Annotated in this window: 20 protein-coding genes and 1 tRNA gene; 10 read left to right on the top strand and 11 right to left on the bottom strand. The window is 59.8% G+C overall.

Annotation, left to right across the window (positions count from 1 at the left end; translation table 11 throughout):
* Window positions 1–9: 9 nt before the first annotated feature.
* The 9 genes from cueR to COL8621_RS08745 all read right to left on the bottom strand — a co-directional run bounded on the left by cueR (window position 10) and on the right by COL8621_RS08745 (window position 8,828).
* Window positions 10–429: a Cu(I)-responsive transcriptional regulator gene (gene cueR, locus COL8621_RS08705; protein ID WP_093967011.1), complete on the bottom strand. Its 420-nt coding sequence runs from the start codon at window positions 427–429 to the stop codon at window positions 10–12.
* Window positions 430–441: 12 nt separating this feature from the next.
* The gene (locus COL8621_RS08710) at window positions 442–2,946 is read right to left on the bottom strand and encodes a heavy metal translocating P-type ATPase (protein WP_093967012.1); all 2,505 of its coding nucleotides are present in this window, start codon (window positions 2,944–2,946) and stop codon (window positions 442–444) included.
* Between the two features lie 170 nt (window positions 2,947–3,116).
* The gene (locus COL8621_RS08715; protein WP_093967013.1) at window positions 3,117–4,001 is read right to left on the bottom strand and encodes an energy transducer TonB family protein; all 885 of its coding nucleotides are present in this window, start codon (window positions 3,999–4,001) and stop codon (window positions 3,117–3,119) included.
* The gene (locus COL8621_RS08720; RefSeq protein ID WP_093967014.1) at window positions 3,998–4,420 is read right to left on the bottom strand and encodes an ExbD/TolR family protein; all 423 of its coding nucleotides are present in this window, start codon (window positions 4,418–4,420) and stop codon (window positions 3,998–4,000) included. The genes COL8621_RS08715 and COL8621_RS08720 overlap by 4 nt, the downstream gene beginning before the upstream one ends.
* Window positions 4,421–4,424: 4 nt before the next feature.
* Window positions 4,425–4,802 carry an ExbD/TolR family protein gene (locus COL8621_RS08725; protein WP_093967015.1) on the bottom strand — a complete coding sequence of 126 codons (378 nt, stop codon included), beginning with the start codon at window positions 4,800–4,802 and terminating at the stop codon, window positions 4,425–4,427.
* On the bottom strand, window positions 4,802–5,500 hold the full coding sequence (locus COL8621_RS08730; RefSeq protein ID WP_093968485.1) for a MotA/TolQ/ExbB proton channel family protein: 699 nt from the start codon (window positions 5,498–5,500) through the stop codon (window positions 4,802–4,804). The genes COL8621_RS08725 and COL8621_RS08730 overlap by 1 nt, the downstream gene beginning before the upstream one ends.
* Before the next feature lie 220 nt (window positions 5,501–5,720).
* A complete protein-coding gene (locus COL8621_RS08735) occupies window positions 5,721–6,776 on the bottom strand; it encodes an ABC transporter substrate-binding protein (RefSeq protein ID WP_306345714.1) in 1,056 nt (351 codons plus the stop codon).
* The gene (locus tag COL8621_RS08740; RefSeq protein WP_093967017.1) at window positions 6,776–8,164 is read right to left on the bottom strand and encodes a sensor histidine kinase; all 1,389 of its coding nucleotides are present in this window, start codon (window positions 8,162–8,164) and stop codon (window positions 6,776–6,778) included. Before COL8621_RS08740 ends, COL8621_RS08735 begins: the two co-directional genes overlap by 1 nt.
* Window positions 8,157–8,828, bottom strand: a complete 672-nt coding sequence (locus COL8621_RS08745) for a response regulator (protein WP_093967018.1) — start codon at window positions 8,826–8,828, stop codon at window positions 8,157–8,159. Before COL8621_RS08745 ends, COL8621_RS08740 begins: the two co-directional genes overlap by 8 nt.
* Window positions 8,829–8,988: 160 nt before the next feature.
* Between COL8621_RS08745 and COL8621_RS08750 the strand changes: the two genes are divergently transcribed.
* The 5 genes from COL8621_RS08750 to COL8621_RS08770 all read left to right on the top strand — a co-directional run bounded on the left by COL8621_RS08750 (window position 8,989) and on the right by COL8621_RS08770 (window position 14,997).
* Window positions 8,989–9,981, top strand: coding sequence for a Bug family tripartite tricarboxylate transporter substrate binding protein (locus COL8621_RS08750; protein WP_093967019.1), 993 nt, complete (start codon window positions 8,989–8,991; stop codon window positions 9,979–9,981).
* 96 nt (window positions 9,982–10,077) lie between these two features.
* The gene (locus COL8621_RS08755; RefSeq protein ID WP_093967020.1) at window positions 10,078–10,509 is read left to right on the top strand and encodes a tripartite tricarboxylate transporter TctB family protein; all 432 of its coding nucleotides are present in this window, start codon (window positions 10,078–10,080) and stop codon (window positions 10,507–10,509) included.
* Window positions 10,510–10,521: 12 nt separating this feature from the next.
* Window positions 10,522–12,060: a tripartite tricarboxylate transporter permease gene (locus COL8621_RS08760; RefSeq protein WP_093967021.1), complete on the top strand. Its 1,539-nt coding sequence runs from the start codon at window positions 10,522–10,524 to the stop codon at window positions 12,058–12,060.
* A 214-nt stretch (window positions 12,061–12,274) separates the two neighbouring features.
* Window positions 12,275–14,350: a DEAD/DEAH box helicase gene (locus COL8621_RS08765; RefSeq protein ID WP_235823818.1), complete on the top strand. Its 2,076-nt coding sequence runs from the start codon at window positions 12,275–12,277 to the stop codon at window positions 14,348–14,350.
* A gap of 191 nt (window positions 14,351–14,541) precedes the next feature.
* Window positions 14,542–14,997 carry a hypothetical protein gene (locus COL8621_RS08770; protein ID WP_093967022.1) on the top strand — a complete coding sequence of 152 codons (456 nt, stop codon included), beginning with the start codon at window positions 14,542–14,544 and terminating at the stop codon, window positions 14,995–14,997.
* Between the two features lie 55 nt (window positions 14,998–15,052).
* Here the strand turns inward: COL8621_RS08770 and COL8621_RS08775 are convergent, their stop codons facing one another.
* Together COL8621_RS08775 and COL8621_RS08780 are read right to left on the bottom strand one after the other, a co-directional pair.
* Complete coding sequence (locus COL8621_RS08775; protein ID WP_093967023.1) at window positions 15,053–15,775, bottom strand: RlmE family RNA methyltransferase; 723 nt, start codon at window positions 15,773–15,775, stop codon at window positions 15,053–15,055.
* 78 nt (window positions 15,776–15,853) lie between these two features.
* Window positions 15,854–16,966, bottom strand: coding sequence for a Ppx/GppA phosphatase family protein (locus COL8621_RS08780; protein WP_093967024.1), 1,113 nt, complete (start codon window positions 16,964–16,966; stop codon window positions 15,854–15,856).
* A gap of 245 nt (window positions 16,967–17,211) precedes the next feature.
* Between COL8621_RS08780 and COL8621_RS08785 the strand changes: the two genes are divergently transcribed.
* The 5 genes from COL8621_RS08785 to COL8621_RS08805 all read left to right on the top strand — a co-directional run bounded on the left by COL8621_RS08785 (window position 17,212) and on the right by COL8621_RS08805 (window position 21,716).
* A complete protein-coding gene (locus COL8621_RS08785) occupies window positions 17,212–17,508 on the top strand; it encodes a virulence factor (RefSeq protein ID WP_093967025.1) in 297 nt (98 codons plus the stop codon).
* A 26-nt stretch (window positions 17,509–17,534) separates the two neighbouring features.
* Window positions 17,535–18,461 carry a methylenetetrahydrofolate reductase gene (locus COL8621_RS08790; RefSeq protein WP_093968487.1) on the top strand — a complete coding sequence of 309 codons (927 nt, stop codon included), beginning with the start codon at window positions 17,535–17,537 and terminating at the stop codon, window positions 18,459–18,461.
* Window positions 18,462–18,470: 9 nt separating this feature from the next.
* A complete protein-coding gene (locus COL8621_RS08795; RefSeq protein WP_093967026.1) occupies window positions 18,471–19,451 on the top strand; it encodes a methyltetrahydrofolate cobalamin methyltransferase in 981 nt (326 codons plus the stop codon).
* An 89-nt stretch (window positions 19,452–19,540) separates the two neighbouring features.
* Window positions 19,541–21,574, top strand: coding sequence for an ASKHA domain-containing protein (locus COL8621_RS08800; protein ID WP_093967027.1), 2,034 nt, complete (start codon window positions 19,541–19,543; stop codon window positions 21,572–21,574).
* 68 nt (window positions 21,575–21,642) lie between these two features.
* Window positions 21,643–21,716, top strand: a tRNA-Gly gene (locus tag COL8621_RS08805).
* Window positions 21,717–21,720 lie beyond the last annotated feature (4 nt).

Raw genomic sequence — 21,720 nt, forward strand, 5'->3', positions numbered from 1 at the left:
GTTTGAATTTCATGGCTCAGACTTGGCCGTATCAACCGGCTCCGCGACAGAGCTTAGCCCATTCAAGATCGGACAATCTGGCCGGTGATCGCCAGCACATTCTTTTACCAGATGGGTCAGTGTCGCGTGCATGGACTTTAGGTCGACGATCTTCTTTTCGATCTCTTCCAGATGTTTGTTGGCGATGGTTTTAACGTCGGCGCTGGCGCGGGCGTCGTCTTCGTACAGCGCCAAAAGCGCGCGGCAACCGTCAATCGTAAACCCCAAGGCGCGGGCGCGTGCCAGAAAGGTAAGCTTGTGCAAGTCCGCCTCGCGGAAGGCACGGTAGCCGTTGTTGTCGCGCATCGGTTTCACCAGACCGATTTCTTCGTAATAGCGGATCGTTTTCGGGGGTAAGCCTGCGCGGGCGGCGGTTTCTCCGATGTTCATGTTGCCTATTCCTTATTCAGCGGGCGCTGCGACGGGGGTCATCACCTGCTGCGCGATGGCGGGCGTGCGGTCGTTCAAAACCGGCTGGACCCAACGCAACCGCAGCGCGTTGGTCAGCACAAAAACCGAAGACATCGCCATTGCCCCCGCTGCAAGAACGGGTGACAGCATAAGCCCAAACGCCGGGTACAGCACCCCTGCCGCAACTGGGATCAACACCGTGTTATAGCCGAAGGCCCAAAACAGGTTCTGACGGATATTGCGCATCGTGCGCTGGCTGATGTCAAACGCATTCACCACACCGCTTAGGTCACCAGACATCAACACCACGTCGGCCGCTTCTATCGCAACATCCGTGCCGGTGCCGATGGCAATGCCGACATCCGCAGCCGCAAGCGCCGGCGCATCGTTAATTCCATCCCCGACGAATGCGAGCTTTCCGATCTTGCGCAACTCTGACAGGGCGGCAACTTTGCCTTCGGGCAAGACCTCTGCAATGACGGTATCAATCCCCAGCTCGGCGGCGATAACCTGTGCGGTGCTTTTGTTGTCGCCCGTAATCATCGCAACCCTCACGCCCAGCCCCTGCAGCGCCGCGATGGCCTGTGGCGTGGTCCGCTTGATAGGATCGGACACCCCGATAACGGCCGCTATTTTGCCGTCGATAGACGCGTAAAGCGGCGTGCGCCCTTTTTGGCCCAAGCTAGCGCCGGTGTCTGCCAGTGCGCCGATCTCAACGCCTTCGCGCGCCATCAGTCGATCAGCGCCCACCAGCACGGTTTGACCGCTCACCTGCCCCCGTACCCCAAACCCGGTAATCGAGGTGAAATCAGTAACCTCGCCACATTCGATCCCACGCGCAACGGCTGCGCGAACAATGGCTTCTGCGATTGGATGCTCTGACAAATTCTCGACCGCAGCGATGGCGGCTAAGGTGGCGTCTTCGTCGGCCCCATCGGTGGTAATCAATTCAGTTACTTCTGGCCGGCCTGCCGTCAGGGTTCCGGTCTTATCAACGGCAATCACGCGGGTTTCCTGTAGCATCTGCAACGCGTCGCCCTTGCGAAACAGCACACCCATTTCGGCCGCGCGCCCTGTACCCACCATGATGGATGTCGGCGTAGCAAGCCCCATGGCACAGGGGCACGCGATGATCAAAACCGCAACGCCCGCAACCAAAGCAAAACTTAGCGCGGGGTCAGGACCGAAAAGCAACCACATCAGCACCGTCAACCCGGCGGCCCCCATTACGGCGGGCACAAACCATGCGGTGATTTTATCAACGGCCCCCTGAATAGGCAGCTTCGCCCCCTGAGCGCGTTCGACCATCTGAATAATCTGCGCCAGCATCGTATCAGCGCCGACTTTGGTTGCCTTGAACGTCAACGCGCCGGTCCCGTTCACCGTTGCACCAATAACCGTTGCGCCGGTGGTCTTGTCGACGGGAACAGGCTCTCCGGTGATCATGCTTTCATCGACGTAAGAGTGACCTGTCTGAACAACCCCATCGACCGCAATCTTTTCGCCTGGGCGGACATGGATCACATCGCCAACGACAATCTCGTCGATCGGAAGTTCGACAACCTCGCCTACTCGTTCAACCCGCGCGACTTTTGCGCCAAGCCCGACCAGCTTTCTGATCGCTTCGCCAGTGCGCCCTTTGGCGCGCGCCTCTAACCAGCGCCCCAGCAGGATCAGCACGACAATCACCGCCGCGGCCTCGAAATACACATGCGCCGTTCCAGCGGGCAAAACCCCCGGCGCGAAGGTCGACACGACCGAAAACCCATACGCGGCGGATGTTCCCAGCGCGACAAGCGAGTTCATATCAGGCGCGCCTTTGAACAGAAGCGGGATACCTTTCTGGAAAAACCGCAATCCGGGGCCAAACAGGACCAATGTGGTCAGAACGAACTGAAACATTCGGCTGGCCTGCATCCCGATTGTGCGTTCAACAAGCGCATGCATACCGGGGATAACATGGCTTCCCATTTCGATCACAAACACCGGCAAGGCCAGCGCGGCGGCGATCAGCGTCAGCCAACCCAACCGCGTCATCTCGGCGGTTTTTTCATCTGTTCTGTCGGTATTGATGTCCTGCTTCAGGGTCGCAGGATAACCAAGGTCTGTCACAACCCGCGCCAGTACTTTGGGCATCACCGCGCCGACCGCATAGCCCACCGTCGCCGTTTCCGCAGCCAAATTGACCGAGGCGTTGATCACCCCTGGCGTCGCGGCCAAGGCACGCTCTACACGACCCACGCATGACGCGCAGCTCATCCCGCGGACAGCAAATGTTACCTCTGTCGTGACCGCAGGATAGCCCGCGTCGCTTAGCGTTCTGGCAAGCGTCGCCATATCCGCAGGCGCGTCAAAGCTGACCTGTGCCGTTTCAAGCGCAAGGTTCACCGATGCGTCAGATACGCCGGGCACCCCAGACAATGCCTTTTCCACACGCCCAACGCAGGACGCGCAGTTCATCCCCGAAACCTGAAACGTGGCGGATTTGCCGGACATGAGAAACTCCATCAGTTGGCTCTCACCTGCACATGGGGGTTCCAGTGGGGGGAAGGTCAAGAGCCTAAGACAACAATTCCCGGCCCTCAGCCCCTTCCCGCCCGTTTATCAGCCAAATTTGAACCGCAAACCCGACCACGGCGGGGTTGGCCGTTTGCCCGCGCTGTATTCTAACGGCTGAACCGCATATCCAATCCAAACACGTGGCTTTGCTTGGTGACCGACTTGGGCGCAGCAGGGAATTTCTTGGCCGCACGCACAGCACGCAATGCAGCCGCGTCGATCTCGCCGTTGCCCGAGCTTTTGACGATAGACGCCCCCAACAACGCGCCGCTGCGCGACACCGATATTTGAATGCGTACCGAACCCGATGCGCCACGCGCCCCGGATGGGTACCGTTTGCGCCTTTCGATGCGGCTTCGAATTGCGCTGCCCCATGCGGCAAGCTCACTTTTGGCGCGCGCCTTGTCACGGCTTGCGTTCTGGGCGGTTTTGGCAACCCCGGCATTCGACGTTGCGCCCGCGCCCGCAGCTTTCTGTGCCTTCGATGGTGCCGATGGCTTCTTCGGCGCGGTCTTGGCGGGTTTCTTCGCGGTCTTCTTGGGTGGCTCTTTTTTCGCAACTGGCCGCTCTGGGCGCTTTAAGGGGCGCGTTGCTTCGGGTGGCGCTGCCTTGGCAACGGGCGCGGGCGGTGGCGGGCTTAGGGTTACGGCCATGTCAGGGGCCAAATCCGGCACGCTTGGCGCAAACGCGGGTGGCTGTGAAACCGGCGTGGCCACGGGTTGCATTGCCGCCACCTGAGGCATCTCTGGCTGGATCATTTCAGGTGGGGCTGGCGCAAAAGTTTCCACTTCGGGTGCTGCGGTTTCGGGCGGGCGGTCCCACTCTGCGACCAGTTCTTCAAGGACAGCATCGGCCGCGATCAATGAAACAAGCTCTTCCCCACCGTCGCCAGCGGCCTCTGCGCCGCTGTCCGCGGGCCGGGCCATCAACAGGCCAAGGTGCAGCCCCACCGCCAAGCAGAGGAACACGCATATTTCGGCAAGGGTTCTCATGGCAGCGCGGTCACAAGCTGCGCGTTGCTAAACCCAAGGGCGGCCAACCGTGGCAAAAGCTTTGCCAATTCCGCCGCAGGGACGCTTTGATCCGCGCGCACCAAAAGCTGCGGCGCGTTTGCGCCCGCGTCACAGCCGTTTTGCGCGCAATAGGCATCGCGCGCCGCCCCCAACGCCGCCAGCGCGGGATCAGCCCCTTGTGTTTCTTGAAACGCCAACGCGCCATCCGCATCAAGGAACAGGCGAAACATCCCATCAGCCTGCGTTTCCGATGCGGCCTCGGGCGGAGTAACATCCACGGGTTCAGGCGGCGCGATTGCGGACGTCATCAGGAAAAAGATCAGCAGCAGAAACACGACGTTGATCATCGGTATGATGCTTTCCCCCTGAGGGCGACGGGCGGGCGGCGCAAAATCCATCGGATTACTCCACAATCGCGATACGCGAAAAACCAGCGGCCGAAAGCGTGTCCATCACAACGACCAAACGCTGCAACGACGCCTCATCCCGCGCGCGCAGGACAACAGCGTCGGTGGGTGCTTCGGTCAACTGCGCCAACTCTGCCGCCAACGCCGAAAGCGCCACCGCGACGCCATTCAGCGTGACGCCGTCCGGGCGGACCTCGATCAACCTTGGCGGGCCAGAGTATTCGCCACCCTGACCCGCGATCACCAACGGCAGCTGCATGTCGGTGCCGAAACGCGATGCCAGCATGAAGAACACAAGCAGCAAGAACACGACATCGATCATCGGTGTCAGGCTTGGCCGTCGTTTCGGGCGTGGTTCTGAAAAGGCAAACATCACTCTGCCGCCAGCGCGTGACCCTCGGGTTTTGTCTGGGCCAGTGGGCGCAGGAAGATCGTTGTTGCCGCATCCTCCATTTCAAGCCTTAGCCGGTCGGTGACGCTTTCGAACCACGTCAGAGCCATCGACGCCGGAATCGCGACGGCCATACCGGCGGCGGTGGTCAAAAGCGCCTCCCAGATGCCACCGGCCAGAACGGCGGGGTCAGCGCGCGAACCGGCCTCTTGCAGGGCTTGGAACGCGGCGATCATGCCCAACACCGTGCCCAGCAGCCCAAGCAACGGCGCGATTGTTGCGATAAGTTCCAGCGGGCGCAGACCGGCACGCGCGCGCGCCAGAAGTCCGCGCGCAACGCGCCCCGTTTCCGCGCGTGCAGCAACATCATCAAGCGATGCGTCGCGGCGCGCGGCCATCGCGGCGCGGGCCAACCCGGCACGCAAAGTGCGACGGCGGGCCAACAATAACAGTGCCTGTTCTTCGCGACCCTCTGACCAATGCGCAACGGCGCGGCGCACCGTGTTGCCACCGCTCCATGCACCAAGCAGCGCCAAACGCCAGATCCGCCACAGGATCAGGGCGACCGTGATCACCGACAGCAGACCAATTGCCCAGATCGACGGGCCACCCGTCGCCAGAAAACCACGGGCTGCGTCGAATGCTGGGCCAACCATTTGCAGGGCTTCAGCGGGATTCATCGCGCCACCGAAGGCGTTAGACAACAGAACAGGGAACGGGTCGATACCACGGCGGAAATCCTTTTTCTGGCAGAGAATGGCTTCCGCGGCCGGTGAAGGCGCAGTGGCTAGGCTACGCTTGGAAACTGGCCCTTTGCACCAGAATTGTCAATCCGAGTATTTTCGTCAGGAAAGTGAGCCCAAATGCAACCGTCACGCGTATCCAACGGCGTTTCACACCCTATTGCGCGTTACTGGGAAACGTTTCGCGCCAGCGGCGGATAAAGCTTTCGCGCTTTTGACGATCAAGGGCCACCAAAAGCCCCGGCGCAAGTGTGATCGGACGCACAACGCCACCGCTGGCCTGACCCGCTTCCAGCTCGCCCTCTTCCCCGTCGATTGGAACGATCAAAAGAGCCTCGCGCAATTGCGCACGGCCAGTGTCGGATAACAGAAAATCCAGAAACGCCGTTGCCAGCCCGGCGTTTTCTGCCCCACGGGGGATCATCACGGCGCGCGACAGCACCAAGGTGTAATCGTTCGGGGCAATCACCCCGATCCGCGTGTCCTTCTCGGCCCGGGCCAGCGCGTATGAACCAAGGACGTTATAGGCCACCAGATACTGGCCATTCGCGACGCCATCGATGATCTCGGCAGAACAACAGGTGGCAATGGCATGAGTCCGGCCCAGCGATTCCAGCAAACCACCGAATGTCGTGGCTTCTTGGGAATCGATGAAGGCAAACAGAAACCCAAGGCCCGATGCTTCGATGTCATAGGTCGCCACGCGGCCCGCATACCGGCTTTGATCCGGGCGCAGTAAATCAAGCAGGTCAAAGCGTGATTGGGGCACCTCGTCATAGGGAACCAAGTCCCGGTTATAGACCATGACCGCCGGTTCGCGCGTCACCCCCCACAGTTCGTCGCGCCAAATCAGTTCATCCCGCACACCGGCAGTTGCGTCCGATCGATGCGCCTGTGCGCAGGCATCATTCACCAGCTGCACCATTTGATGCACACCGGAACTGATCAGCATATCGGCACTGGCGCGCCCCGCCGCGCAATCCGCTTTGCTAAGCGCAAACAGATCGTTAGAGCCCCACTGCTCATAAAGAATGCCAATATCGGTCTGGGTTTCCAGAAAGGCGTCAACCACGGGGCCGAAAACGGCGATGTCCGTTGTGCTGCGTATGGTCATCAGCTGTTTTGGATCATCCGGGCCGAACACGGCTGTTGCTTCCTGCGCGAATGCGGGAACCACGCACATCGTCATCATAGCTGTCAGAAACGCTTTCATCATACCTCCGTCGCTGGCAGAATGATCGCGGCCACAAAACCACCGCTGGGCTGTGGTTCCATCAGCATTTGCCCGTCATGCGCCCGCGCCACGGAATAGGCGATAGCCAACCCCAAACCTGCGCTTTCCGATTTCGACGCTGCGGAACGTGCAAACCGTTCCCCCGCGCGGCTTAGGATTTCAGCAGGCGGCCCCTGCCCGGCATCCGTCACAGACAAACGCGCTTGGCCCGCCTGAACGGACACGCCCACCGTGATGGGCTTCTTGCCGTGGCGCATCGCGTTGTTCAGCAGGTTTTTGGACGCTTCGGTCAACGACAACGCATCACCCATCACCAAAACCGGATCTTCGGGAAGGTCCAGCCGAACGTCATCGCCAACCGACAGAACGTCATGGTCGCTGTCTTCCAGCACCTCAACCGCAATGTCGCGCAGGTCTATCACCTCGCGCCGGACCGTATCGGAACGATGGATCACCAGCGCGCGGCTTAGCATTTGGTCTAACAGACGCCCAAGCCCAACAGACCGGCGATGAATACGTTCCACGATCTTCTGCCGCCGGGTTTCATCTTGTTCCTCGGCAGCCAAATCCGCCTGAGCGCGAATGGCTGCCACCGGGGTGCGCAACTGGTGCGCCGTATCGCCGATCAGGTTGCGCATGGATGAAACCTGACGGTCCAAACGCGCCATAAAGCCGTTCAACGAAGACATCATAACCGCCGCTTCGCGGGGGACGGTCATCTCGATCGGGGTCAGGTCATACGGATCACGCCGCCCCAACACTTCGCCGATATTGTCCAGCGGGCGCAGTGCGGAACGTACTGCAAGCACGGCCAAAACCGCGATCACCGCACCCGTTATCGACAAAACGAACAGCGCGTTACGCGTTAGATCAAGCGCAAGGTCGCGTCGTGCCAGCGTTGTGTGGCCCACGATCACATGGACATTCCCCGAAAAGCTGCGTTCAGCGAACCGGCGAATAACCGTGGCATAGCGTGCCGGTTCCCCCCCGAAATCCGCATCAAAAAAGCTTTGATCCTTGCCCATGCTTTCCTTGGGCAATGGCGCAGTTTCATACCCCGTCAGTGTTTGCCCAGCCGGGCCAACCACGCGATAGATGATGCGATCATCCGGCGCGAGGGCAAGCAATTGAAACGCCGAGCGCGGCAGATCAACAACCGCCTGCCCGTCTCGTACCGTGATCGACGCCGCAATGTCATTGGCTGCCCCGATCAGCAGCCGGTCATATGCTTCGCGCGCGGCTTGGCGCCCGTATGCGAACGCGGCCAGCGATACGAACACCCCGCCGATCAACAAAACGCCCGTCACGGCAAGCGCCACCCGCGCGGTTAACGACAGGCTGACCTTTTCATGTGGCGCGCTACGCATCTGCGTTCAGCCGATAACCCAGCCCACGCAACGTTTCGATAGAGGTGCCGCTGTTCACCAGCTTTTTGCGCAAACGCCCGACGTAGAGTTCCACAGCGTTCAGGCTGACCTCGGAATCCTCGAACGAGAAGAGACCGTCGAACAAACGCTCTTTGCTAAGCACTGCACCGGGGTTGCGCATGAAGATGTTCAAAAGCGCCATCTCGCGGCGGGTCATTGTGACAAGGCTACCGTCAATGCGCACCACTTTCGCCGCAGGGTCGAAGGCCAGCCGGGCAATCGCAATCTCGGCCCCTTTTTGGTTTTGATCACGGCGAACAAGTGCGCGAACTCTTGCCTCTAACTCTCTCAGATCAAATGGTTTTACCAGATAATCATCGGCGCCCTGATTAAGCGCCGTAATCCGATCATCCACAGCAAACTGCGCTGTCAGCATAAGAACCGGAGTGGTGTCTTTGTTGCGCCGCAACCGAAGCAGAATGTCGGTGCCCAGCCCATCAGGAAGGTGAATATCCAGCACCACAACATCATAACGCTGTACATCAAGACAGGCCTGCCCATCGGCCAAAGTGGGCGCGATATCACAGGCAATGCCTGCCCGTTCGAAGCTGGCCGAAATCGCATCAGCCACATCGCCGGTATCTTCGACCAATAACAACCGCACTTGTCTGCCCCTCCCAAGACAGGGCCAGTCTATGCAAGCCCAGCGACCGCGTGAAGACCCCAAGCGCCCCGTGACAGGTTCATGACAGACACCCGCGCTATAGTGAACTCCTGCCACAGACAGGGAGGTCTGCGGCCAATATCGTATCGGAGGAGATACCATGACACTCACTCTCACCCGTCGTGCCTTTACGGCAGCGGCAATCCTTACCTGTACCGCTTTTGGCGCACATGCTGAGGGTTTCACCCCCGAGAACCCAGAATGTATCGCACCGGCAAACCCCGGTGGCGGTTGGGATTTCACATGCCGTCAGGTTGGTAAATCGCTTCAGGATCAGGGCCTTATCCCTTCGACCATGCAGGTTGTGAACCTTGCTGGCGGCGGCGGTGGCGTTGCGTTCGCTGAAGTTGTGAACAAGCGTTCTGACAGCAACGACCTGATCGTCGCTGCATCTTCCGCCACGGCGACTCGTTTGGCTCAGGGCGCATATCCTGGTAACTCCATGGATCAGGTTCGCTGGCTTGCAGCCATCGGTGCTGACTATGGCGTAATCGCGGTTGCCGCTGACAGCGAACTGAACTCGCTTCCTGATCTGCTTGACCAAATCAAGGCTGACCCGAAATCCGTTTCGGTTGCCGGTGGTTCGGCTGTTGGTGGCTGGGATCACCTGAAAGTTCTGATCGCAACCAACGCTTACGGCATCGAAGATGTACGTTCCGTTAAATACATCGCGTTCGATGGCGGCGGCGAAGCTGTTACCCAGCTTTTGGCTGGTTCGGTTCAGGCCTTCACCGGCGATCTATCCGAAACCAAAGGCTTTGTAGACAGCGGCGACGTTAAGATCCTTGCTGTTCTGTCGCCAGAGCGTCTGCCAGGCGAATTCGCGGATATCCCCACCGCGAAAGAGCAAGGCGTAGAGGCAATCGGCGCGAACTGGCGCGGTTTCTATGCACCGGGCAACATGTCCGATGCGGCCTATGACTACTGGGTAAACGACATCGCAACACTGTACGCATCCGACGAATGGAAAGAGATCATGACCGCCAACGGTCTTGCTCCTCTCGACCTTCAGGGCGACGCGTTCCAGTCGTTCGTTGGTGACTCCGTTGCGCAGATCCAAGCGATCTCTCGCGAAATCGGTATTATCAAGTAATCAGCTTACAGATCGGGGCGCCCATTCGGCGCCCCGTTTTCTATTGCGCGGGCCGCACGGCCGCCCGCCACCAATCCAATACCCTGGGAGGAAACTATGAGTGACCGCATTTTCGGCGGCGTTGGCGTAATCTTAGCGCTGATCTTTGCCTGGCAGGCAACGGTCATTGAGGAAAGCTTTCTCAGCGATGCAGTTGGCCCCAAAGCCTTTCCGCTGATCATCGCCGCGGTGCTTGGCCTTTCGTCGTTGTATTTTCTGCTGAAACCCGATGCAGAACCCACTTGGCCCACCTTTGGTCGCGTCGCCGAAATCGGCTTGGCGGTCGCGGTAATGGTCGCCTATGCGATCATGCTGCCTGAACTTGGGTTCGTTATCGCAACCGCGCTGGCTGCCACGTATCTGACATGGCGTCTGGGCACAGCACCCGTTCAATCCATCATCGTAGGCGTTCTGACATCGGTCGGCATCTACGTCGTCTTTCACCTTATTCTTGGCCTGTCCTTGGCCAAGGGTCCCTTCGGTTTCTAAGGAGCGGAACGCATGGAAACTCTCGCTTCTTTAGGAGATGGCTTTTTCATCGCCATCACGTGGCAAAACCTGTTGCTGGCCTTCATGGGCTGCTTTCTTGGCACGATCATGGGTGCCCTGCCCGGTCTTGGCCCATCAAACGGTGTGGCAATCCTGATCCCGCTGGCATTCACACTGGGTCTAGGCGCGACGCCTGCGCTTATCCTGCTGACCTCGGTCTATTATGGGGCAATGTATGGCGGGCGGATTTCTTCGATCCTGCTGAACATTCCGGGTGACGAACCGGCAATGATGACCTGTCTTGACGGCTATCCGATGGCCAAAGCGGGCCGCGCTGGCGAAGCACTGGCCCTGTCCGGCATCGCATCCTTCTTTGGGTCGTTCTTCGCGACTTGGGGTCTGGTTCTGCTGGCACCACAGCTGGTTAAGGTCGCGCTTTGGTTCGGCCCTGCGGAATACTTTGCATTGTTCACGTTGGCCTTTGCCACGCTTGGCGGCATCTCTTCCACGAACCAAGCGAAGTCTGCTTTCGCTGCTGCGCTTGGCCTTGGCCTTGCGATGGTGGGCATTGACACCCAAACCGGCGTACCACGTTTCACGTTTGGCGAAGTGCATCTTTATGACGGCATCGACTTCCTTGTTGCCATCGTCGGCCTATTCGCCCTGTCCGAGGTGTTCGTGTTCCTTGAGCACGGCAACCTGAAACGCGACAGCGCCGCGCCGAAGATGAAAATCGGCAAGATTGTTCCAAGTCTCAGCCTTGTCAAATCCTGTATCCCAACGATGTTCCGCACAACGGGCCTTGGCTTTATCGCGGGTGTTCTGCCGGGTGCTGGCGCCTCCCTTGGTTCGTTTATTTCCTATTCCATGGAAAAACGGCTGGTGGATAAAGAAGGCACCTTTGGCACGGGCGATCCACGTGGCGTTGCCGCACCCGAGGCTGGCAACAACGCCGCCGCAGGCGGTGCGTTGGTGCCAATGCTGGCGCTTGGCGTGCCCGGGTCTGGCACGACGGCGGTTCTGTTGGCGGTTCTTCTTGCGCTGAACATCACGCCGGGTCCGTTGTTGTTCACACAGAACCCTGACGTTGTCTGGGGCCTGATCGCCGCGCTGTTCATCGCGAACTTTATGCTGCTGGCGATGAACATCCCGATGGTTGGCCTGTTCACCCGCGTTCTGTTGGTGCCGCCGCGCATCCTGATGCCGGTTGTTGCGATGGTGTCGTTCGTAGGCATCTACGGCATTTCGGGGTCTAGCTTCGATTTGCTGGTGATGATCGCCTTCGGTGTGCTGGGCTGGGTCTTGCGTAAACTGGACGTGCCGTTGGTACCGATCATCCTTGGCACGTTGCTGGGCAACGCCATGGAATCCAACCTGCGCCGTGCGATCACCATCGACAACGGCAATTGGGGCACGCTGATCGACTCTCCGCTGTCCATCCTGCTTTGGTCCATCGCGGCCATCGGTTTCATCCTGCCGATCATCTTCGGCAAAATGATGAAACGCCGGATGCGGATGGCACGCGACGAAGAAGGCGCGATCCAAGACTAAGTGCACATTTCCACTCACATGTGACTTGGCGCGCCCTTTTGGGCGCGCCTTTTTTGTTTCTTGGTCGAAACCAAGGCCAATATGGCGTATTACCGGCTGGACTAAGCGCGGTTTCACAAGTAAGTCCGCAGCTTCTCCATTTATGGCCCTACGCTCTGACCCAATGACGGGCACTGGCGACATGCCGATGGACAGGACCCAAGCAAGGCCACAAATGACAGACGCACCCGAAATTATCCAACCTCTCGCCGACGCTCTTGAAGCACGCGGTTACGAAGACCTGACACCGGTTCAAAAAGCCGTTGTGAAACCCGATCTGGGCAACGCCGACCTTTTGGTCTCGGCCCAGACCGGGTCAGGTAAAACCGTCGGTTTTGGTTTGGCCATCGCGCCAACCCTTCTTGGCGAAGAAACACGCTTTGGCCCGGCGGCGACGCCGCTGGCCTTGGTGATCGCACCAACCCGCGAACTTGCGATGCAGGTGAAACGCGAACTGGATTGGCTCTATGCCAAGACCGGCGCCATCGTGACATCCTGCGTTGGCGGGATGGATATGCGCGACGAACGCCGCGCGCTGGACCGTGGCGCGCACATCGTCGTTGGCACGCCCGGCCGTTTGGTCGATCACATCCGCCGCAATTCGTTGGACATGTCGGCCATGCGCGCCGTCGTTCTGGACGAAGCTGATGAGATGCTTGACCTTGGCTTCCGCGAAGACCTTGAATTCATCCTTGGCGAAGCCCCCGAAGATCGCCGCACGCTGATGTTCTCGGCCACGGTGCCGCGCGCGATTGCCTCGCTTGCCGAAGGGTATCAAAAAGACGCCATCCGCGTGACGACCGTCGCAGAAAAATCCCAGCACGCCGATATCGAATATCGCGCACTTAGCGTCGCCTCGCCCGATCCGGAAAACGCCATCATCAACGTGCTGCGGTATTACGAGGCGCAAAACGCCATCGTATTCTGCAACACCCGCGCGATGGTAAACCGCCTGACCGCACGCTTTTCCAACCGCGGTTTCGCCGTTGTCGCCCTATCGGGCGAGCTAAGCCAGAACGAACGCTCCCACGCGCTTCAGGCGATGCGTGACGGGCGGGCGCGGGTTTGTGTGGCAACCGATGTGGCCGCACGCGGTATCGACCTGCCCAACCTTGAACTGGTGATCCACGCAGAGCTGCCCAACAACTCTGAAACACTTTTGCACCGTTCTGGCCGCACAGGCCGCGCGGGTCGCAAAGGCGTCAGCGCGCTGATCGTACCGGCGCGCGCCCGTAAAAAGGCCGAACGCCTTTTGAAATTCGCCAAGATCAACGCCGAATGGGCAGCCCCCCCATCCGCCGAAGAGGTTCTGCGCCGCGACGAAGAACGCCTGTTGGCCGATCCCGTCTGGACCGAGGCCGTTTCCGCCGACGAACAGGAATTCGTAACCAAGCTGGTCGAATTGCATTCTGCCGAACAAATCGCCGCCGCATACATGCGCCTTTACCGCGACAAACACTCGGCCCCAGAAGAGCTGGCAAAAGCTGGCCCCGACGACGGCAAGCGCCAACGCGAGGCATTCGGGCCAAGCACTTGGTTCTCTGTCTCTGTCGGGCGCAGCCAAAATGCAGAGCCACGCTGGTTGCTGCCGATGCTGTGCCGCGCCGGGAACATTACTAAAGACGAAATCGGTGCGATCCGCATTCAGCAGGAAGAGACGTTTGTTGAACTGTCGCAGTCCTGCGTTTCGGGCTTTGTCGCGGCCATCGGCCCTGACATGCAGCTTGAAGGCGAAGCAAAGCTGACCCAGTTGGACAAAGCGCCCGACTTGGCCAACATGCCACGCCCCGGCCCTTCGAAACCTTATCGCGGTGGCAAATCTGATGGCCCGCGCGGATCTTACAAGCGTGACGAAAACCGCGCCCCGCGCCCAAAGCGCGACGACGATTACAAACCACGCCCTAAACCCCGTGACGAACATCGCCCGGTGCATAAGCCCAAAAGCGATTTCAACCCGGATCAAGGTGCCCCCGAAGGGATCGAGGCCCCCAAGCCAAAGCAGCGCTATGGCAAAGAGGACTTCGGCGGAAAGAAAAAATCGGCAGGTCGCCCCAAAGATAAGAAATTTGGCAAGTCTTCTGGTTCCAAACCCGAAGGCAGCAAGGCCCCGGCGAAAAAGCCATACCAGGGCGATGCCAAGAACACATCGAAACGGTTCACACCTCCGGGTGCTAAGCCGACAAAAGGCCCGGGCGGCAAGCCTCGGGTGTCGCGCGGTGCCAACGCGGTACCAAAGCGCGGCAAAAAATAAGGATTAGCCTTTTCTAGGGCCAACAAGATCAGGGGCCGAACCGTCGGCCCCTGACGATCCCCCACCTCTTTTCATCCACGCACGGCCCGCTGGGCTTTGTCGACACAAATCGTCGAATATGTTACCTTATCTAAGGCGACATATGCCGATACAGTTCCGTCTTATGCCGCCTGATTTTCAAGGAGGCATTCATGAAACTTTTTCGGATTTTGCCCAGCTTCATTGTTCTGTTGCTCATCGCGTCCCCGTCATTTGCGGATTGGAAAACCGTTCAGTCAAACGGGAAAGCGCGCGCTGTTTACCAAAGCGGAAACTATGAAGTTTGGATTCACTGTCGTCGCGGTCAGGGCTTGGAACTTTGGCTAAGGGATCTGACCTTAAGTGGACGCGACTTTCAGAACGTCAGGTCGCTTATGATGTGGGTCAAGCTTCCCGATGGACGAACGGACCGCTGGCCCGTCACTGTGGTTCAAGAAGGTGCCGGTATTTCTGGCGCGCTTTTGGTATCGGACTTCAACCTAGAATTCTTCCGCAACGCCCAAAGCTTTGAGCTGGACTCGCCGCAAACCCGGCAGGTCTTTCTTTCCGGCGACATGCGGGGCACCGGCGCCGCACGTCTGGCGTTTCTTGAACAATGTGGGCTGTGAATTGCCCTATCTGGGCAGGCGTCAGGGGGCCGGGTCAAACCGGCCCCTGTTTTCGTTATTCTTCTTCGTCAACTGCGCCACGGAACCCCGTGGCCACAACGAACTTTTCCGAACTGTTTGACCGGCTTGCGGGCGGCTTCACGTTTGCCACCTTGGTAAAGCGTTGCTTCAGCAGCTTCTGCAGCTCACCCTCGGCGCCACCGGCCAGAACCTTGGCGACAAACGTTCCGCCCTCGTCCAGCACATCAAAGGCGAAATAGGCGGCGGCTTCGCACAAGGCGATGATGCGCAAGTGGTCGGTCTGTTTGTGGCCAGACGAGGCAGCAGCCATGTCAGACATCACAACATCCGCCTGACCACCCAGCCAGTTCTTGACCTTCAGGTCAGCGTCGTCTTCCATGAAATCAAGCTGGTGAATTTCGCACCCGGCGATCGGTTCAACCTCTTGCAGGTCGACGCCAAGGATCGTGCCAACGGCCTTACCCTTCTTTTCGCCAAGCGCGTTCACCCGCTTCACGGCAACCTGACACCAGCCCCCCGGCGCACAGCCAAGGTCAACCACCCGCGCGCCCGGCACAAGGAACCGGTACTTGTCATCAAGTTCCAGAATCTTGAACGCGGCCCGGCCGCGGTACCCTTCGACCTGCGCCCGTTTCACGTAAGGGTCGTTCAACTGACGTTCCAGCCAAAGCGTCGACGAAAGCTTTCGCCCACGTGCGCTTTTGACCTTAACCCGTAGGTCGCGTTGCCCGCGCCCGCTTGTTTTCTTCGTTGCCATATCGTTTCGATGCGGCGCTTTCGCGCGCGCCCTCTTCTTTCAGTCTTTGTGATCCGCGCTGCCGTTGCAGGCGGTGAATTAAAACGGGCCGTCTTCCAACACGCCATCCGCGCTCATCTGTGCGTATAGCAGGCCTTCGCGCAAACCACGATCCGCAACCGATAAACGGTCTGTTGGCCAAACGCGCATCAACGCCTGAAGGATCGCCGCACCAGACATGATCAGCGCGTGCCGATCCCGGCCGATACGCGGATCGGTCCGCCGCCCTTCTGGACCAAGTTCCAGATAGTCACGGATCACCGTATCAATTTGGTCCGAGGTCATGCGTAACCCATCAACCTTGTTCCGGTCATACCGCCGCAACCCAAGGAACGAGGCCGCAACCGTGGTCACCGTGCCGCTTGTCCCGACAATCTGAAACCCTTCGCGCGCCTGTTCCGATGAATAGGGCGAGAATTCCGAAAGGTTCTCTTCGAAATACCAGCTCATCAAGGCGAACCGCGCGGCGTCGTCTTCGACGTCGTCAAACTGGTCTTTCAGCGTGGCCACGCCAAGGGGTACGGAAATCCAATCGACAACCTTGGCCGCCTGAAACGGGCTGTCGGTGGAATGGAACCCGGCATGCAACCGCATGATCGCGCGGGGGCGTTCGTGGCGCGGGACTGAACCCAGATCAATCCAGACCAATTCTGTGGACCCACCGCCGATATCGACCACCAGCAACTGTTCGGTTTTGGTGGACACCAAAGGCGCACAAGACACCACCGCGAGGCGTGCCTCTTCCTCGGGCTCAATGATATCCAGCTTCAAACCGGTTTCACGCTTCACCAACCGGATAAAATCGCGCGAGTTCTTGGCCCGCCTACAGGCTTCGGTCGCGACAAGCCGCATTCGGCTGACATTGTGGCGATCCAGCTTACCTTTGCAGATGCGCAATGCCTGAACAGTGCGCCCAATGGAGGCGCGCGACAACCGGCCAGACGCTTCAAGCCCGGTGCCAAGCTGCACGGACTTTGAAAAGCTATCGACCACATGAAACTGGCTGCCCTTGGGTTGGGCAATCAGCATGCGACAACTGTTTGTGCCCAGATCCAGCGCGGCATAAAGCTCAGCCGGATCAGGCTTATTTGGCGCGGGGGTTACGACCGCTTTTGGGAACGCGCCCGCACCATCGGGACGCTTGGGCGCCATAACTATCGCCCTCCAACTTTAAGTTACCCCCAAGGTAGTGTCAGGGCGCGCCCGGTGCAAGCGCGCCGTAAGGGCTCATAATGTTGTTGAGTATTTTTCAGGTGCCAGCCAGTGGCCCTTTTATGACCGCTGTTCTAGACCAGTGCCTGCCCAAGGTCGCTTCATGCGCGTGTCATGTCGAAAACCGGCACCGGCGCGCCATTTGCGCGGCTTACAAGCAAAGAACGGATACAAGGGAATCAGCAATGCCTGACGTCACAATCGTTTACTGGCGCGATATTCCGGCCCAAGTCATCGTTGGCAAAGGCCGACGTGGGTCCAAACGCGTGCTGGCGGAACGGTTCGAACAAGCCATTGACCGTTGTGCAATGAAGGTAGGCGCGCGCGATACCGACGCTTACCTTGCCGAATGGCGCAAGGCCGCACCCTATGCGGTTGACGGCGCGCCCGACGACATTGTCACAGCCGAGGCTGAACGGATCGAAGCCGAATACGATAACGACCGACTGAAAGCGCTGATCGCCAATTCCGGATGGGACTAAACCCCGCAGCGCTTTGGGAGGCCGCGATGGCACTTTTGCAATTCAAGAAACGCGAAGAACGGGCAGCGCCCGTTTCGGCAGATGTTGAAGCCTTCCTTCAGGGCTATTCGATCGAGGTGATGCCGCGCACCGCCGAAAAGGTCGAAGATTTCCGCGCACTGCTGCCCGAAGGCACTCGCGTTTACATCGCCCATATCGACGGCACCCCGATTGACGATATGGTCGCCACCGCCAAACGGCTGGCGGCGGATGGCTATAACGTCATGCCCCACTTCCCTGCCCGCATTATCAAAGACAAGGCCACGCTGGCCGATTGGATCGCGCGCTATCAGGGCGAAGCTGGCGTCAAACAGGCGCTGCTGCTGGCCGGCGGCGTTGCGGAACCCGTGGGCGACTTTGACAGTTCCATGCAGTTGCTGGAAACCGGCCTGTTCGATCAGGCGGGCTTTACTCGGCTTCACGTGGCTGGCCACCCCGAAGGCAACCGCGACATCGACCCAGATGGCGGCGACGCGATGGTGATGGAGGCTTTGCGCTGGAAGCAAGCGTTCAGCGACCGCACCGATGCGCAGATGGCCCTTGCCACCCAGTTCTGTTTCGAAGCAGCCCCCGTGATCGACTGGGCCAACCGTCTGACAGCCGAAGGCATCACCCTGCCCATCCACATCGGCATCGCGGGCCCGGCCAAGCTGCAAACGCTGATCAAATTCGCCGTGGCCTGTGGCGTCGGCCCTTCGCTCAAGGTGCTGCAGAAACGCGCCAAGGATGTGACCAAGCTGGTCCTGCCGTTCGAGCCGACAGAGATTATCGCCGATCTGGCCGCGCACAAAGCGGCGAACCCGGATTTCAACATTGAATCCGTCCATTTCTTCCCGCTTGGCGGGATCAAGACCAATGCAAACTGGGCCATTGAAAATGGCGGTGCTTCGGCCCGCCCGGCCTCGGCAACCTAAGGAACGCCAATGACCCGCACCGTTATCGAATCCAAAACCAAGACCGTGACCATCGGCTTTGACGAACCGTTCTGCGTGATCGGCGAGCGGATCAACCCAACCGGCCGCAAAAAGCTGGCCGCCGAACTGGAAGCCGGGGATTTCAGCACCGTTGAAAAAGACGCGCTGGAACAGGTTGCCTGTGGCGCGATGGTTTTGGACATCAACTCGGGTGCGGTGTTTTCCAACAAGATGGCCGAAGACCCCCGTTACGCCGATAACAACTTCGTCGAACCTCCGCTGATGCGCGAACTGATCGCGCGTGTTCAGGCGTTGGTGGACGTGCCGCTGTGCATCGACAGTTCGGTCCCCGAGGCGCTGCAAGCCGGGCTTGAGGCCGCCGAAGGTCGCCCGCTGTTGAACTCTGTCACCGGCGAGGAAGAACGGCTGGAGGTCGTGCTGCCGCTGGTCAAGAAATACAATGTCCCTGTCGTCGCGATTTCCAACGATGACACCGGTATTTCCGAAGACCCAGACGTGCGTTTCGCCGTTGCCAAAAAGATCGTCGAACGCGCCGCCGATTTCGGCATTCCGGCCCACGACATCGTGGTGGACCCGCTGGTGATGCCCATCGGCGCGATGGCGACCGCTGGTCAGCAAGTTTTCACCCTTGTCCGCCGCCTGCGGGATGAGCTGGGCGTGAACACCACCTGTGGTGCATCCAACGTTTCCTTCGGCCTACCGCACCGTCACGGCATCAACGCGGCCTTCCTGCCCATGGCGATTGGCGCGGGCATGACCAGCGCGATCATGAACCCCGTTCGCCCCGTTGAGATGGAGGCGATCCGCGCCGCCAACTTCCTGATGAACCACGACGCCAATGGCGGTGAGTGGATCAAGTTCGCCCGCGTTCTGGACGCAGTGAACGAAGGCACACCCTTCCCCGAAGCCTCTAAGGCGGCGGCAGAAGCAGGCGCTGGCCGCGGTGGCCGCCGCCGTCGCCGGGGCTAACGCACCCAGCCCGGATACTGTAACACTGGTTTCGGCGAAGGGGTTCCCTTCGCCGAACTGCCATACGCCCTAAACGAAGAACGCAGCACATGACCACTGATCCACTTGTCATCTTTACGCCCTCGGGCAAACGCGGCCGGTTTCCGGCTGGCACCCCCGTTCTGACGGCGGCGCGCCAGCTTGGCGTCGATCTGGACAGTGTGTGTGGTGGTCGTGGCATCTGTTCGAAATGTCAGGTGACGCCGTCTTATGGCGAATTCCCCAAACACGGCGTGACAGTCGAAAAAGACGCGCTGAATGAATTCAACGCGGTCGAGCAGCGATACGACGACAAACGCGGCCTGAAACCGGGGCGTCGCCTTGGCTGTCAGGCGACTGTTCAGGGCGACATTGTCATCGACGTGCCCGCCGAAAGTCAGGTGCACAAACAGGTGGTGCGTAAAGCCGCCACCGCCCGCGCCATCACGATGGATCCGGCCACACGGCTGTTCCTTGTCGATGTCGAAGAACCAGACATGCACGAGCCCACCGGCGATTTCGAACGGCTGAAAACCGCCCTGAAGGCACAGTGGAACATCGAAGGTCTGACCGCGCCCCTGCCCGTTCTATCCCGCCTGCAACCCGCGCTGCGCAAGGGCGACTGGCAGGTCACCGTCGCCGTGCACCACGATCACACCGGCAGCGCGCCGCGCCTGATTGATGTCTGGCCCGGCTATTACGAAGGCGGGCTTTACGGCCTTGCGATCGACCTTGGCTCCACCACCATCGCCGCGCATCTGTGCGATCTGGTTACAGGCGAGGTCAAAGCCTCCTCCGGTATCATGAACCCGCAAATCCGCTTTGGCGAAGATCTGATGAGCCGCGTTTCATACGTGATGATGAACCCCGGCGGCGACGTAGAGATGACGGGTGCAGTGCGTGATGCGCTGAACGAACTGGCCAAATCCATCGCCGAAGAAGCCGAAATCGACCCGCGCGCCGTTGTCGAAGCAACGTTCGTTTGCAACCCGGTGATGCACCACCTGTTGCTGGGCATCGACCCGGTGGAGTTGGGCCAGGCCCCCTTCGCGCTGGCCACGTCGTCCTCCGTTTCGCTGGACGCGGCGGAACTGGACCTCAGCGCGCTGAACGCAGCCGCCCGCGTCTATATCCTGCCCTGTATCGCCGGGCATGTGGGCGCGGACGCCGCCGCCGTCGCCCTTTCCGAAGAGCCGCAGAAGTCCGACGATCTGATGCTTGTCGTCGATGTGGGCACAAACGCCGAAATCCTGTTGGGCAACAAAGACCGCGTGCTTGCCTGCTCTTCCCCCACCGGGCCAGCATTCGAAGGCGCGCAGATCAGTTCCGGCCAACGCGCCGCCCCCGGCGCGATTGAGCGGGTAGAGATTGACCCGGCCACCAAAGAACCCCGCTTCCGAGTGATCGGGTCGGACCTGTGGTCCGACGAAGACGGATTTGATGCCGCCACCGCTACGACCGGGATCACTGGCATCTGCGGCTCTGGGATTATCGAGGCTGTGGCCGAAATGCGGATGGCAGGATTGCTGGACCCGTCCGGCCTGATCGGATCAGCCGAACAAACCGGCACGCCCCGTTGCGAACCCGAAGGGCGCACACACAGCTATCTGATCTTTGATGGCAGCGCCGATGGCGGCCCGCGCATCACCGTGACCCAAGGCGATATTCGCGCCATCCAACTGGCAAAATCCGCGCTCTATGCGGGCGCGCGCCTTTTGATGGACCAGATGGGCGTGGACACGGTGGACCGTGTGGTTTTGGCCGGTGCTTTTGGCGCGCATATCAGCCCGAAACACGCGATGGTTTTGGGCATGATCCCAGACGCCCCGTTGGACAAAGTCACCAGCGCAGGCAACGCCGCGGGCACCGGCGCACGGATCGCCCTGTGCAGCCTTGCAGCGCGGTCAGAAATTGAAACGGTTGTCGGCAACATCCATAAAGTCGAAACCGCCGTGGAGCCGAAATTTCAAGAGCATTTCGTTAACGCTAACGCCATCCCTCACGCCACCGATCCGTTCCCCGAACTGGCGCAGGTGGTCAGCCTTCCGGCTGTCGGGTTCAACACAGGCGACGCAGGCGGTGGACGACGGCGCAGACGCCGCTAACAGGTTTTGCGCAAGGCCCTTACTTGCGCTTGACCGCCCTCGTTGGTTTGACTATCTGAATGCCGCAGGCGGGTGTAGCTCAATGGTAGAGCAGGAGCTTCCCAAGCTTAAGACGAGGGTTCGATTCCCTTCACCCGCTCCAGCTT

The organism is Actibacterium lipolyticum (genome assembly GCF_900184935.1).
Taxonomy (GTDB): Bacteria; Pseudomonadota; Alphaproteobacteria; order Rhodobacterales; family Rhodobacteraceae; genus Actibacterium_A; species Actibacterium_A lipolyticum.

Coding starts and splice junctions, on each gene's coding strand:
- COL8621_RS08725 (WP_093967015.1), bottom strand. CDS start 4,802: ATGTTTGCCTTTTCAGAACCACGCCCGAAACGACGGCCAAGCCTGACA.
- COL8621_RS08760 (WP_093967021.1), top strand. CDS start 10,522: ATGGAAACTCTCGCTTCTTTAGGAGATGGCTTTTTCATCGCCATCACG.
- COL8621_RS08755 (WP_093967020.1), top strand. CDS start 10,078: ATGAGTGACCGCATTTTCGGCGGCGTTGGCGTAATCTTAGCGCTGATC.
- COL8621_RS08765 (WP_235823818.1), top strand. CDS start 12,275: ATGACAGACGCACCCGAAATTATCCAACCTCTCGCCGACGCTCTTGAA.
- COL8621_RS08785 (WP_093967025.1), top strand. CDS start 17,212: ATGCCTGACGTCACAATCGTTTACTGGCGCGATATTCCGGCCCAAGTC.
- COL8621_RS08720 (WP_093967014.1), bottom strand. CDS start 4,420: ATGGATTTTGCGCCGCCCGCCCGTCGCCCTCAGGGGGAAAGCATCATA.
- cueR (WP_093967011.1), bottom strand. CDS start 429: ATGAACATCGGAGAAACCGCCGCCCGCGCAGGCTTACCCCCGAAAACG.
- COL8621_RS08780 (WP_093967024.1), bottom strand. CDS start 16,966: ATGGCGCCCAAGCGTCCCGATGGTGCGGGCGCGTTCCCAAAAGCGGTC.
- COL8621_RS08790 (WP_093968487.1), top strand. CDS start 17,535: ATGGCACTTTTGCAATTCAAGAAACGCGAAGAACGGGCAGCGCCCGTT.
- COL8621_RS08715 (WP_093967013.1), bottom strand. CDS start 4,001: ATGAGAACCCTTGCCGAAATATGCGTGTTCCTCTGCTTGGCGGTGGGG.
- COL8621_RS08770 (WP_093967022.1), top strand. CDS start 14,542: ATGAAACTTTTTCGGATTTTGCCCAGCTTCATTGTTCTGTTGCTCATC.
- COL8621_RS08740 (WP_093967017.1), bottom strand. CDS start 8,164: ATGCGTAGCGCGCCACATGAAAAGGTCAGCCTGTCGTTAACCGCGCGG.
- COL8621_RS08775 (WP_093967023.1), bottom strand. CDS start 15,775: ATGGCAACGAAGAAAACAAGCGGGCGCGGGCAACGCGACCTACGGGTT.
- COL8621_RS08730 (WP_093968485.1), bottom strand. CDS start 5,500: ATGAATCCCGCTGAAGCCCTGCAAATGGTTGGCCCAGCATTCGACGCA.
- COL8621_RS08735 (WP_306345714.1), bottom strand. CDS start 6,776: ATGAAAGCGTTTCTGACAGCTATGATGACGATGTGCGTGGTTCCCGCA.
- COL8621_RS08795 (WP_093967026.1), top strand. CDS start 18,471: ATGACCCGCACCGTTATCGAATCCAAAACCAAGACCGTGACCATCGGC.
- COL8621_RS08750 (WP_093967019.1), top strand. CDS start 8,989: ATGACACTCACTCTCACCCGTCGTGCCTTTACGGCAGCGGCAATCCTT.
- COL8621_RS08800 (WP_093967027.1), top strand. CDS start 19,541: ATGACCACTGATCCACTTGTCATCTTTACGCCCTCGGGCAAACGCGGC.
- COL8621_RS08710 (WP_093967012.1), bottom strand. CDS start 2,946: ATGTCCGGCAAATCCGCCACGTTTCAGGTTTCGGGGATGAACTGCGCG.